General features: G+C 39.5%; 10 protein-coding genes, 1 rRNA gene and 1 riboswitch. Of the genes, 3 read left to right on the forward strand and 8 right to left on the reverse strand.

Translation table 11 applies throughout. The features are described 5' to 3' along the window. Positions 1 to 10: 10 nt before the first annotated feature. The 5 genes from PCNPT3_RS10215 to PCNPT3_RS10235 all read right to left on the reverse strand — a co-directional run bounded on the left by PCNPT3_RS10215 (position 11) and on the right by PCNPT3_RS10235 (position 5,822). Complete coding sequence (locus PCNPT3_RS10215) at positions 11 to 916, reverse strand: EamA family transporter (protein ID WP_015465793.1); 906 nt, start codon at positions 914 to 916, stop codon at positions 11 to 13. 233 nt (positions 917 to 1,149) lie between these two features. Continuing rightward, a complete protein-coding gene (locus tag PCNPT3_RS10220; protein ID WP_015465794.1) occupies positions 1,150 to 1,863 on the reverse strand; it encodes a UTRA domain-containing protein in 714 nt (237 codons plus the stop codon). A gap of 7 nt (positions 1,864 to 1,870) precedes the next feature. After that, positions 1,871 to 3,595: a putative 2-aminoethylphosphonate ABC transporter permease subunit gene (locus PCNPT3_RS10225; protein WP_015465795.1), complete on the reverse strand. Its 1,725-nt coding sequence runs from the start codon at positions 3,593 to 3,595 to the stop codon at positions 1,871 to 1,873. 9 nt (positions 3,596 to 3,604) lie between these two features. After that, complete coding sequence (locus PCNPT3_RS10230; RefSeq protein ID WP_015465796.1) at positions 3,605 to 4,708, reverse strand: putative 2-aminoethylphosphonate ABC transporter ATP-binding protein; 1,104 nt, start codon at positions 4,706 to 4,708, stop codon at positions 3,605 to 3,607. A 106-nt stretch (positions 4,709 to 4,814) separates the two neighbouring features. Beyond that, a complete protein-coding gene (locus tag PCNPT3_RS10235; RefSeq protein ID WP_015465797.1) occupies positions 4,815 to 5,822 on the reverse strand; it encodes a putative 2-aminoethylphosphonate ABC transporter substrate-binding protein in 1,008 nt (335 codons plus the stop codon). Between the two features lie 265 nt (positions 5,823 to 6,087). Between PCNPT3_RS10235 and phnW the strand changes: the two genes are divergently transcribed. Both phnW and phnX read left to right on the forward strand, forming a co-directional pair. Continuing rightward, positions 6,088 to 7,200 carry a 2-aminoethylphosphonate--pyruvate transaminase gene (gene phnW, locus PCNPT3_RS10240; protein ID WP_015465798.1) on the forward strand — a complete coding sequence of 371 codons (1,113 nt, stop codon included), beginning with the start codon at positions 6,088 to 6,090 and terminating at the stop codon, positions 7,198 to 7,200. Positions 7,201 to 7,270: 70 nt separating this feature from the next. Next, a complete protein-coding gene (phnX, locus tag PCNPT3_RS10245) occupies positions 7,271 to 8,113 on the forward strand; it encodes a phosphonoacetaldehyde hydrolase (protein WP_015465799.1) in 843 nt (280 codons plus the stop codon). A gap of 324 nt (positions 8,114 to 8,437) precedes the next feature. Here phnX and adk read toward each other — a convergent pair whose 3' ends face one another. Together adk and htpG are read right to left on the reverse strand one after the other, a co-directional pair. Then, on the reverse strand, positions 8,438 to 9,082 hold the full coding sequence (adk, locus tag PCNPT3_RS10250; protein WP_015465800.1) for an adenylate kinase: 645 nt from the start codon (positions 9,080 to 9,082) through the stop codon (positions 8,438 to 8,440). Between the two features lie 128 nt (positions 9,083 to 9,210). Further along, a complete protein-coding gene (htpG, locus tag PCNPT3_RS10255; protein ID WP_015465801.1) occupies positions 9,211 to 11,118 on the reverse strand; it encodes a molecular chaperone HtpG in 1,908 nt (635 codons plus the stop codon). Positions 11,119 to 11,314: 196 nt separating this feature from the next. Then, a riboswitch (FMN riboswitch) is annotated at positions 11,315 to 11,468 on the forward strand. A gap of 98 nt (positions 11,469 to 11,566) precedes the next feature. Between htpG and ribB the strand changes: the two genes are divergently transcribed. After that, positions 11,567 to 12,232, forward strand: coding sequence for a 3,4-dihydroxy-2-butanone-4-phosphate synthase (gene ribB, locus PCNPT3_RS10260; protein ID WP_015465802.1), 666 nt, complete (start codon positions 11,567 to 11,569; stop codon positions 12,230 to 12,232). Between the two features lie 1,331 nt (positions 12,233 to 13,563). Here ribB and rrf read toward each other — a convergent pair. Continuing rightward, positions 13,564 to 13,679 (reverse strand): 5S ribosomal RNA (rrf, locus tag PCNPT3_RS10270). Positions 13,680 to 13,726: the final 47 nt, after the last annotated feature.

Genomic DNA, 13,726 nt, shown 5'->3' on the forward strand with positions numbered 1-13,726 from the left:
TACGCTACTTTTACCCTGACAAAGCAATCACCAAGCCTAATAACATCAATAAGCAGCCCATAATACGGGGCATATACATTTTTTCTTTTAGGAATATAAAACCCAATAACAAACCAAAAATAATACTTACCTGCCTTAATGCCACCACCAAACTTACATTAGTCGTTAATAGCATGGCATAGAGCACGAGACCATAAGTACCGGCCATCATAAATCCAGTTAAAAAAGCCGGTTTTTTTATTTTCCACGCTTGCCTAAAATAGTGTGAATTACCGGTTAGGATAAAGCTTATTCCTAAGGGTAAGGTCGCAGCCCAAAATTGCATCCCCAAGTAAAAAATAGCTATCTGTGCTTGCGTATGCTGCGACTCTAAGTGTAATAATAATTCACTTAGAGCCAACTTATCAATGATGGAATAACCCGTAGTGCCAATAGCCGCTAGCACAGCCCAAGCAATACTGACATGCAGATAATGCGATAACTTAAATTGGCGTAGCGAAATTAAGGGCACCAATATACACCCTCCGGTGATCAGTAAAAAACCTAGCCACTGTTTCACTAAAATGATATCACCCAGCAAAAAACCAAACGCACCAACAATTAAAACAGGAAGAGCTCTTGCGATGGGATACACAACGCCTACATCCGCATTTTTATAGGCAAGTCCTAGCCCCATTAAGTAAATAATTTGAAAAATGCCACTGAAAAAGATTAAGTACCAAAATCTAGGACTAAAATGTTCATAACCTGCCGAGAAATAAAACCATAATAAGAAAGGCAATAATAATAATGCCATGCAAAGTGATGCCATAAAGAAAAAAACGTGAACCGATGTTTTATTGGATTTACTTAATATATTCCAACTTGCATGTAACAATGCGGAGAGAATAATCAACAAGATGGCAAAAATTGACATAAATACCCTTAATACTTCAGATGCAAAGTCAGCAAGCAATATAGGCACAGCTCACGGCATAAAATAAAAAACAGTTATTCTACGTTGATGTTTTATAACGGTGTAGATACGTTAAATTTGGCCTACCCTTTGCAATAATTTGGCCTGCCATTTGCAGTAATTTGGCCTGCTATTGGCAGATTGAGTGAAAATAACACCTCAGTAAAACCCACAAATAATCACCCTCTACAACATTAACTCGGCAAGGGAATAAACTGAGCAACCGACTCAATACACAACGCATCGTGGCGCCAATATTCAAGGTCACAATCAATTAAACGCCCTTGCTTATCGTAATTGACTCTCTCAACCAACATCGCAGGACTCCCCTGTTTTGCTCTTAATGCCGTGGCTGCGTCTCCAAATAACGAGGTGCTACTCACGCGATAATGGGTGCTTTGATAGCTAACTGAGTAATGTTTTTGGTAGGCAAGCGTTAATGACGGTGTAAAATCCACATCGAGAAAGTTTTCAAAATAATACGCTTTGATATAATTAATCACGTATACCACGGGCCGTTGATCTAAGTAACGTACACGGATCAAATGATAGAGCTCACTTAAAAGAGGTACTCGCAATAAATTTGCTGTTTGCTGAGTCGCTAACGTACGTTGCGCCATCAATAATGTTGTGGACGCGCCTCGCCCTTGAAGTTTAGCCATCTGTAAAAAGTTCAGCGTTAAATGCGGATCATAACGCAAAGGTTTAGGACAAATAAACCAGCCTCGTCTCACTTCTCGATATATACGCGCCTCCGCCTCCAATGCACTAAGCGCCTCTCGAATTGTTACCCGCGTTGTGGCAAACGCTTGCGCCATTTTGCGCTCAGAGGGGAGCTTTTTCCCGCTAGTAAACAAACCAGATTCGATTTGCGCAATAATCCTTTCTTTAATTTTAATATACTGCACAGGATCCTTAGCGCTTACGCCATGCTTGCGTTGAATTCTCAAAGCACTTATCAAGGATCAAATGTAGCATTTTAGCCAGTAGTGCAACCAGCATGATCATCACAGCCATCGCGGCTGCAGCGCCTGTTTGCCCTGCATCATCCATGTTTAACACTGAGACAGAGGCCGGTATCGTGTCGGTTGAATACAAAAAGACAACTGCCGAGGTGGTCGTTAGGGCATTAATAAATAAATAATCTGCGATATCAAACACCGCAGGTAAACAGACGGGTAACGTTACTTTCCAAAATAATTTATATTGTGGTAATTTAATGGATATGGCACTTGCCTCTAACTCAATAGGTAGTTGTTTAATAGCTGAGATAGCCGTCATATGTGCCACCGTATAATAATGAACCGTGGTATTGAGCACTAACAAAAACATAGAGCCATATAAAAAACTTAAGGGATTATGAGTATCATTGAAAAAGAAAATATAGCCGAGCCCTAGTACCATACCGGGTACTGCCATCGGTAAGACACTCAACATCTGTAAAAAACGACGCAACCTAATAAATGCACGTCCTTTTTCCATGCTATAAGCACCAATGAAAATAACAAAGGTACCTAATAAGGCAGTCCAACTCGCCAATTGTAATGAGTTCCAAAAAGGTTCCCATCCATAGGTACTTATCTCTGAGAAGTTGTAATTATTAAAGGATAATGCTTTATTCCAAGGCCAAAAGGTCACTAATGATCCATAAATAGCCATACCTAACACCACCAGCACCAATATTGAAATAAATAAACAATATACAAAACAAATCCCATCGCGTAACGCTTGAGGCTCTGGCTGATAAGGCACTGAGCGACTATCAAAAAGATTCTGCTGCTTTTTTTGTACCCAGCGATCAACAACAAAAGCAAACAACGCAGGCAATAAGAGAACAAGTCCTGTCACCGCTGCCATCGAGAAATTTTGTTGGCCGACCACCTGCTTAAATATATCTGTCGCCAATACGTTATAACTTCCACCAATGACTTTTGCGACGCCAAAATCACAAACAACTAACGTAAAAACGACAATTAATGTACTGATAAGCCCGTACTTTGCAGCCGGTAACGTCACCACAAAAAAGGTTTTAAATGCACTTGTTTTTAATGCTTTCGCACTTTCATAAAGGCGCGCATCTGAAGTACGGAGTGAGGTTGATAAAATAATTAAAGCGTGTGGGAACGTCCAAAATATGAGACCCAATACGATACCAATAAAACCATAAACAGAATGACCAAAAAGTAATGGCGTTGCCACGCCCTGCTTGCCAAAAAGATAAATAAGACTTATCGCAGGGAGTAATGAAGGCGCTAAAATAGGCGCCATGCCAAATAATTTAAAAAGTTTTTTGCCCGGCATACAGGATCGGGTTAGTGCGTAGGCATAAATAAAAGCGAGAGATACGACAACAAACATAACAACGATCCCGAGCGTCAGGGTATTCGTTAATGAATACCAAACGGCGCGAGATGCAAAATAGTCTTGAAAATTGACTATCCCTACAAAATTATCAGCGCTATCCAACACACTACTACGTAGTATGTTCCATAAGGGTGCGACAATAAATAAGAGTAAAAATAAAGAGATCAAAGTAAGACTGATCAATAAAATCAATTGCTCTTGGCTAAAACGATTAAAATAACGTTTTATAGACTTATGTGGGGGATTTTTAAATTCATTGATCGGCGTGACATTCATAAGTTACCCTTAAGCTGCCTGAACAGTTTGAGATCTTTTCTGCTGTGATGGATAAACATTTAAGTGCGTATCATCTATTGCTAAATAGCGAGTTTCTTGTTGCTTCAAATTTAATTTTCGCGCTTCACGAATGGGGACATTGACATAAATACTCGGCGCAACTAAATCATCCCATAAGCGGCATTCAACTTGGCAGTACGGACCTTGGAACTCAATAAATTTAATATTAACCGCAATAGTTTGTTCACCTTTTTCACAAAAATATAAACCTTCGGGACGGATAGCTAAATCGAATACGTTTCCAACAGTGACTCGCTCTTGTATTTTGGGTGGGATACTCAACAAATCCTCTCCCACTCGCATAAGATGGCTATTAATTACCGACACAGGAATAAAATTAGTAATACCAACAAAACTCGCTACAAAACGATTAGCAGGCTTTTCATAAATTTCCTGCGGGGTACCAATTTGCTCAATTACCCCCTTATTCATGACAACGATCCTATCTGCCATGGCAAGTGCCTCTTCTTGATCATGTGTGACCATGACGGTTGTAATACCCAGTTTACGTTGTAATTTGCAGATTTCTTCACGCAAGTGAATGCGCACTTTGGCATCAAGTGCAGATAATGGCTCATCTAATAATAACAAACCTGGAGATAAGGCTAAGGCGCGAGCCAATGCAACACGTTGCTGCTGACCACCGGAAAGTTGGCTTGGGTATTTATGCGCTTCACTTAAAAGCCCTACCATCTCTAACCATTGTTCGACGACTTTACTGCATTCAATATTCCCTAGGCCTGTATTTTGTAACCCAATCGCGATATTTTCTTGTACTGTTAAGTTAGGAAATAATGCATAGGATTGAAATACAATACCAAAATCACGTTTTTCAGCTGGCAAATGTGTCGTTTCGACTCCCCCTTGGAAAATACGTCCCGAGGTCAGAGCCTCTAAGCCCGATATATTGCGTAATAAAGTCGTTTTCCCACAACCAGAAGGCCCCAAAAAACAAACAAACTCGCCTTCTTTGATCGTTAATGAGATCTTTTGCAATGCGGTAAATTGTCCAAATTTTTTGACAACATTTTCAATCCGTAGATATGTTTTCATAATAAAAACCTAATAAATAAAAAATTGAGAACCAATCCATCTCTCGCCATTGCGAATAAGGAAAATAATATGAGGTAAAGAAGTGTCCTCTTTACCTCACCAACATTTAATTTTTAGGTTCAGATTTACTATCAAACTTTTCTGACCATTTTTTCAAAACAGCCGCGCGTTCATCACCCATACGTGCAAAGTCCATATCGGCCATTGCTTTTTTAACATTTGGGAAGTTTTGAACGGTGGCTTTTACGTCTTTATGCGCCACTACGGGATACATTTCGATATACAGCTCATTGGCATTTTTCGAAATAGACCAATCAACCACACGTTTAGCAGCAGCGCTTGCTTTGACTAAACCGACTGCCTCAGACTCCCAACCGATGCCATCTATCAAGATAACGGAAAGGGGCGCGCCTTGCGTTTTAAGCTTCGCGCCACGACTTGCCATAGAGATACCGATAGCGACTTCACCCATACCTGCTTGTACACAAGGTTTTGATCCTGAATGTGTATAGTGCGCAATATTTTTATCTAGCTTCTGCATATAATCCCAGGCTTGAGATTCACCCATGGTTTGTAACCAGGCCGAAACTTGCATATATCCTGTGCCAGAAGATGCAGGATTTGGCATCGCTATATGCCCTTTATAAATAGGTTTTGTGAGATCATCCCATGATGTGGGCTTAGGAAGATGATATTGTTTTGCCACAATATCGTTAAAACAAATTGCATTAAAGTAAGCGTCATTACCAAACCAAGCTTGGTTAGGTTGTGGATCATTTAGCGCATTATTTAACGCACTCAAATTTTTTGGCGTATACGTTTTTAGTATCCCTTCATTTTTTAATAGCGCCATTGAAGAGCCAGCAACCCCCCAAACAACTTCAGCTCGTGGGTTATTCTTTTCGGCTAATAATTTAGCGGTGATGATCCCAGTTGAATCACGTACCCATTTTATTTCTATTTCTGGATTTTCTTGTTCAAAGGCATTTTTATATTTAGCTAAAATATCCGTTTCAAAAGCGGTATATACGATAACCTGCTGTTTTGCCATAACACCTGTTGCAGCTAGCGTGAATACTGTTGCAAGTGCTACGTTAATAAGTTTCATTTTCATTTTATCTCTCCATTTGGCTTTTATTGCCAATTTTCATTTCTATTTTTATGGGGCTGTCACCGTTGTACAACGCAAAACCTTACAGGTGATTTATGACAAATTTATTACCGATTTAAGACAATTAATAATTTTTATATCTAAAAACACTTTATTTTTTCTCGAATATTAAACTTTTGTTAAATCGTCCTATTGGCTATTTACCAATCAAATTTGAGCCGTTAAAGTGAAATTAAATTCTGGTCTACACCAAATAAAGAGGCGATATATGAAAAATGATTATCTATTGTTAACTCCGGGTCCTTTATCTACTTCACAGAGTGTGCGCCAAGCAATGCTTAAAGATTGGTGCACTTGGGATGACCAATACAATAAAGAGATTGTTGACGTTATTCGCCATAAACTGGTAAAACTGGCAACCACACATGACAATTACACCTGTGTTTTAATGCAGGGTTCGGGGACGGCAAGTGTAGAAGCTACTATTGGTAGCGCACTTGGCCCGCAAGATAAGTTATTGGTTATTGATAATGGCGCTTATGGTGCGCGTATCGGCCAAATTGCACAGTATCTAAAAATAAATTATGTCACCTTACAACACAAAGAAACGCAAACTGTCGATTTACAACAGTTTGAAGCAATGTTAAATCGCGATACTAGTATTACCCATGTCGCAATGGTGCATTGTGAAACCACAACCGGCATGTTAAATCCACTTCAACAGTTTTGTGAAATCGCTAAAAAACACAATAAAATTGTGATCGTTGATGCGATGTCTAGCTTTGGTGGCATTGTCATGGATATTGGCGAGTTAGAGATTGATTTTATGATAAGTTCCGCTAATAAATGCATTCAAGGCGTCCCCGGATTTGGTTTTATTATTGCCAAAAAATCAGCAATGCAAGCATGTAAAGATCAAGCGCGATCACTCACTTTAGATTTATATGCGCAGTGGCAATGTATGCAAGAAAATCATGGTAAATGGCGTTTTACGTCCCCGACACATACCGTGCGCGCTTTTTATCAAGCCTTACTCGAATTGGCCCAAGAAGGTGGCATTATTCAACGCCAAAATCGTTACCAGACAAACCAACAACGTTTAGTAAAAGGGATGCGTGAGCTTGGTTTTGAAACGTTGTTAAACGACGCCCTACACTCTCCCATTATTACTTCCTTTTATTCACCACGTGCCAGTGATTATCAATTTAAACGTTTTTATGAGCAATTAAAAGAAACCGGTTTTGTTATTTATCCCGGCAAAGTCAGTGATGCGGATTGCTTTAGAATTGGCAATATTGGAGAAGTTTATCCGGACGATATTACGCGCCTCCTGAGTGCTATTAAAAAGGTGATGTACTGGGAAAAAGCACAATGTGCTTAAGCCAGTGTTTAATATTTAGCTAAAAACATATAAATCTAAATTAACTAACGAATAACTAAGGTAATAGATGATGAACAACATACAAAAAAGGCTAACAGATCGAAAAAATATTATTGAAGCCGTGATTTTTGACTGGGCCGGTACTATTGTCGACTTTGGATCTTTTGCTCCCACAACTATTTTCGTAGAAGCATTCCAAAAAGAATATGCTTTTGAAATAACACTTAAAGAAGCACGTGTACCGATGGGCCTTGGAAAGTGGGATCATATTAAGGCAGTTGGCAAATTAGACAGTGTTAATCAACGCTGGGTAACACAATTTGGAAAATCGATGGATGATGCTGATATAGATAAAATCTATCAACGCTTTATTCCCTTACAAAAAGTAAAAGTAGTGGATCATGCGACGCCTATTTTAAATGCCATTAATGTTGTTAATGATTTAAAAAAACAAGGCATTAAAATTGGATCTTGTACGGGTTATCCGCGCGCCGTCATGGATATATTAATTCCAGTCGCAGCTAAACATGGCTATGTGCCAGATTGTATTGTCGCCACTGACGATCTTAAGCACGGTGGTCGCCCTGCACCTTTTATGGTGTTAAAGAATGTCATTGATTTAGGGGTTAGTAACGTTGCGAATTGTATTAAAGTTGATGATTCGACTCCCGGCATTACAGAGGGTCATAACGCAGGAATGTGGACTGTTGCATTATTACTTTCCGGTAACGAAGCCGGTTTAACTTATCAGCAATACCAGCAAGCAGACAAAAAAACACTCGAGCAGGCAAGGCAAAAAGCACGCGTCGTTTTAGCAAAATCAAACCCGCATTATATGATTGATACTATCGATGACTTACCCAGTGTATTAACTGAAATTGAAAAAAGATTAGAGGCAGGAGAGCGCCCTTAGAAATCTATACCCATAAAAAAGGGGCCAAAAGCCCCTATATACCCATGATACTTCAAGGTGCAAAGTCAGCAAGGAAAATCGTGCCAAGATGCTAGGCATAAAATTGAAGCCTAGTCGTTCTAAGTCGAGATTTTATAACAACGCAGATGGGTGCGAGTTACCTTGCCCTTCGGGGCGCAAGCTCGCCCCCCCCCCTGCGTTGCAACAATTACAAAGGGAATAACCATTCGTTCATGTTACGCCTTGCTCTGGTTACCGAGCTTGTGCCTGACAAAGCACCTTGAAATAACATGGGTATATAATATTTATAAATAAGTTTATTTCTTAACCCAGAATTTTACTTATTGCAGCGCTGATACTATCAACTGATTTAGTACCATCAAATTTGTAATGTTTACCACGGCCCTGTTTTTCTTCTGCTTGATAATAAGCAACTAAAGGCGCTGTTAATGAATGATAAATATCTAAACGTTTACGCACTGTTGTTTCTTCATCATCAGGACGAATACTTAAATCATCACCTGTTACATCGTCTTTACCTTCCACTTTTGGTGGGTTATAAACAAGGTGATAAGTACGACCAGAGCCAGAATGCACACGGCGCCCTGCCATTCTTTTAACAATTTCTTCATCCGGCACATCAAACTCTAAAACGAAATCTATCGATACGCCAGCATCTTTCATTGCATCAGCTTGTGGGATAGTGCGAGGGAAACCATCAAGCAAAAATCCTTTTGCACAATCATCTTGTGCGATACGCTCTTTGACTAAAGCAATGATCAGATCATCAGAAACAAGCTGACCCGCATCCATTAGCTCTTTTGCCTGCAAGCCAAGCTCAGTACCGGCTTTAGCAGCAGCGCGTAACATATCACCCGTCGATATTTGTGGAATAGCATATTCTTCCATTATGAATTGGGCTTGTGTGCCTTTACCCGCACCTGGAGCTCCTAATAAAATAATGCGCATGCTTGTATCCTTTTGGTTTTTATAAATAGAAAGTAGAAATTTACACGTTTAATCACTTTTTCTCAACTTTAAGCATAAAAAAAAGGCCAGTATTAAACTGACCTTCTCTATTATGTGAGTTTATTTAACTATCCGCCCAGTAATAATTTATTAATACGATTAACAAATTCAGATGGATCATCCAAGCTACCCTTCTCAGATAATATCGCTTGTTCAAACAATAGTTCAGACCATTGCTTAAATAACTCTTCATCTGCCATATCGGCTAATTTGATAACCATGACATGTTCAGGGTTTAATTCAAAAATAGGCTTACTTTCTGGAACAGGTTGACCCATTTGCGCCATTAGTTTTGCCATTTGCGTGCTCATGTCATCACTATCAGCAACAATACAAGAAGGTGTTGCTGTTAGGCGATGCGTAATACGCACTTCTTTCACTTTATCACCTAGGACTTCTTTAACTCGCTCAATGAAGCTAGCAAATTCAGTTTCTTGTTTTTCTTGCTCTTTTTTATCATCTTCACTGTCAAGTTTACCCAAGTCTAAATCGCCTTGCGTCACTGATGTGAATTTCTTATCGGCGTATTCAGGTAAATGGCTTAATAACCATTCATCAACACGATCACTCAGTAATAAAACTTCAATGCCTTTTTTACGTAACAATTCTAAATGCGGGCTATTTTTAGCTGCATTAAAACTATCAGCAGTAATGTAATAAATATGCTTTTGTTCTTCCTGCATACGCTCAATGTATGCGTCTAACGATACTGTTTGCTCGATAGCATCAGTGTGCGTTGATGAGAAACGGAATAGTTTAGCAATTTTATCTTTATTGCCCATGTCTTCTGCAGGGCCTTCTTTTAATACTTGCCCAAACTGTTCCCAAAAAACATTGTATTCTTCAGCATTTTTCTTCGCAAATTTAGTTAGCATAGAAAGAACGCGTTTAGTACATGCACTACGTAATTTTGCAGTGATGCGATTATCTTGTAAAATTTCACGAGAAACATTCAACGGTAAATCGTTTGAATCTAAGATCCCTTTTACAAAACGTAAATAGGTTGGCATGAACTGCTCTGCATCGTCCATAATGAAAACGCGTTGTACATATAGTTTTAAACCATGTGCTTTTTCACGATTCCACAAATCAAAAGGAGCACGTTTAGGAATATATAAAAGGCTCGTGTACTCTTGCTCGCCTTCAACTTTATTGTGACTCCACGTTAATGGGTTTTCGAAGTCATTGGCGATATGTTTATAAAATGTTTGGTAATCTTCATCTTTAAGATCAGATTTTGCGCAACTCCATAAAGCAGATGCTTTGGTAATTGATTCCCATTTTGCAGGAACAGCCGGTGTATTTTCACCGTCTTTATTTTCAATTTCAGCAATGGCTTCAACATACATTTCAACAGGAATGCTAATATGATCAGAATATTTAGCAACGACGGTGCGTAATTTATAATCATTTAAAAATTCAGTTTCATCATCGCGAAGATGTAAAATAATTTCTGTTCCGCGCTCTTCTTTACTCATACTTACGACGCTGTAATCAGACTCACCCGTTGAAGACCATGAAGTCCCCGTATCAGCGGCAGCACCTGCTTTACGTGTATTAACAACCACTTTATCAGCAACAATAAATGAAGAATAAAAACCAACACCAAATTGACCAATTAATTGCGTGTCTTTCGCTTGATCGCCAGAGAGTTGCTCAAAGAAATCACTCGTACCTGATTTTGCAATAGTACCTAAGTGCTCAATAACTTCATCACGCGTCATGCCAATACCGTTATCACTGATAGTGATAGTTTTAGCTTCTTTGTCAAAACTTAAACGTACACGTAGCACACTGTCATTTTCAAAAAGAGAATCATCAGAAAGTGCTTTAAAACGTAATTTATCAGCCGCATCGGCTGCATTAGAAACAAGCTCACGTAAGAATATTTCTTTATTAGAATATAAAGAATGGATCATTAATTTAAGAAGTTTACCGGTGTCGGCACTAAAAGTATGATTTTGTTGTTGTTCCATAATATGTTTTTCTCTTTGAAAGAATCAATAAAGATCCTGATTAAACGATATATATAAAATGGGGGGGCTATTTCCTTTTTCAAGGCCCTTCATGCAAATGTTACAAAAGATTTAATAATATGATCCCAAACAAAATAATTTGAATTTATCTGCCCTTTTATTAATTTATTAGCTTATACTTTGCGTGCTTAATAAGCACTATTCTCAGGGCGGGGTGAGATTCCCCACCGGTGGTAATTTGTAAAACGTTACAACAGCCCACGAGCGCTTTATATTGAAAAATATAAAGGTCAGCAGATCCAGTGAAAACCTGGAGCCGACGGTTAAAGTCCGGATAAAAGAGAATGAATATACATCATCGAGCGATGATGCCTATTCTGTATCACATCTTCTTGATGTGATATTTCTTAATATGCCTTGATTCATCTCCCTATATTAGGATTTTATAATGGATCAAACTCAAGAAAAAAATATAACGCATAGCAATAACATCGTTAAAATCAACACCCTATCTACTATCGAAGAAGCCATCCTTACCCTTAAACAAGGTAAAGGCGTTTTAGTTGTGGATGATGAAAGTCGCGAAAATGAAGTAGACTTTATATTCTCAGCAGAGCATTTAACGACTGCGCAAATGGCATTAATGATCCGTGAAGGCAGCGGCATTGTCTGTTTATGCCTAGAGACATCGCGATGTGAAACATTAGATATCCCGCAAATGGTAACTGATAATAACAGTCAAAATAATACCGCTTACACTGTTTCAATTGAAGCTCATGAAGGTGTAACCACAGGTGTCTCAGCACTAGATCGCGTTACGACTATTAAAGCGGCAATCAACCCTAAAGCTACGCCTCAATCTCTATCGCGACCTGGCCATGTATTTCCATTACAAGCTGTCGAAGGTGGGGTACTCAAACGCCGCGGACATACTGAAGCAAGTATTGATTTAATGAAACTTGCACAATTAAATCCTGCTGGAGTTATCTGTGAGCTTACCAATCCAGATGGTACTATGGTTCGTTTGACCCAAGCATTACGCTATGCAGCTGAGAATGATTTCCCGGTAATAAGTATTGAAGATTTAGTTATTCATCTTAAAAAGAATCAATAAAAAAACACTAACAAGGCGCATTTTTTAAATGCGCTTTTATTATTCCCCCTAAAAAATTAAAAGCCCCGAATATATTTAATATCTCATCCTAACGCCTCATCTCTTATTTAAAGTTTTCATCAATAGCGTCTAAATTAATCGATAAGAAAAGCCACTTTTAACATAATTCAATATCAATTCGCTTAATTTGAGTCTAACGGTCCATAGAGAGTGGTCATCTAGCCAAGCTAATAACGAAAAAATCTGCTTTATATAGTGAAGTGTTTATAAAAAGAGGCGCTTGGCGATGGACAGGATCCGCAGAGCTCATCCGCTCGTATACATCGCTGTCGCGATACTCGCCCTACTATCACATGTTATGAAAGCAACTTCGTTGCGCTGTTTATTTCCATGTTCGAGTAGGTCATTTGCCAAGCTAATAACGAAAAAACCCCAGCACATCAAAGAAGGACTGGGGTTTATCGTTGGAATTTATTAAGAGAGCGCTTGGCGATGGACAGGAGTCGCAGAGCTCCTCCGATCAAATACATCGCTGTCGGCAATACCCTCCAGGATTCGCAGAGCTTAGTCTGATCAAGAAAATTGCCTGCCGGCAAACTCGCCCCTAAAATCACATAATATGCTTCTGCCTTCGCCGCGCTCTTTATTTTCCATGTGAGAGTGGTCATCTAGCCAAGCTAATAACGAAAAAATCTGCTTTATATAGTGAAGTGTTTATAAAAAGAGGCGCTTGGCGATGGACAGGATCCGCAGAGCTCATCCGCTCGTAAACTTGCCTGTCGGCAAACTCGCCCTACTATCACACAATATGTATCTGCCTTCGGCAGGCTATTTATGTTCCATGTTCGAGTAGGTCATTGCCAAGCCTTTAACGAAAAAACCCCAGCCCTTCGTAGAAGGACTGGGGTTTATCGTTGGAATTTATTAAGAGAGCGCTTGGCGACGGTCGGGAGTCGCGGAGCTCCTCCGCTCGTATACATCGCTGTCGCGATACTCGCCCTACTATCACATAATATGCTTCTGCCTACGGCAGGCTGTTTATTTCCCATGTGAGAGTAAGTCATAAATCGCAGGCAATAAAAAACCCAGTCAGAAAAAACCGACTGGGTTATTCTTGTCTTTTATAAAGAGAGGCGCTTGGCGACGGTCGGGATTCGCAGAGCTCATCCGCTCGTAAACATCGCTGTCGCGATACTCGCCCTACTATCACATGTTATGAAAGCAACTGCGTTGCGCTCTTAACTTCCCATGTGAGAGTGGTCATCTAGCCAAGCTAATAACGAAAAAATCCCTGTTGACATCAGTCAACAGGGATTTATCGTTAATTAGGCGCTTGGCGATGACCTACTCTCACATGGGGAGACCCCACACTACCATCGGCGCAACTGCGTTTCACTTCTGAGTTCGGCATGGGATCAGGTGGTGCCACAGCGCTATTATCGCCAAGCTAAAAATCTTAATTAGAAAAGCTGGATTGTGTCTAATCTTGCAATT

This window comes from Psychromonas sp. CNPT3, from assembly GCF_000153405.2.
In the GTDB taxonomy this organism is placed as follows: Bacteria; Pseudomonadota; Gammaproteobacteria; order Enterobacterales; family Psychromonadaceae; genus Psychromonas.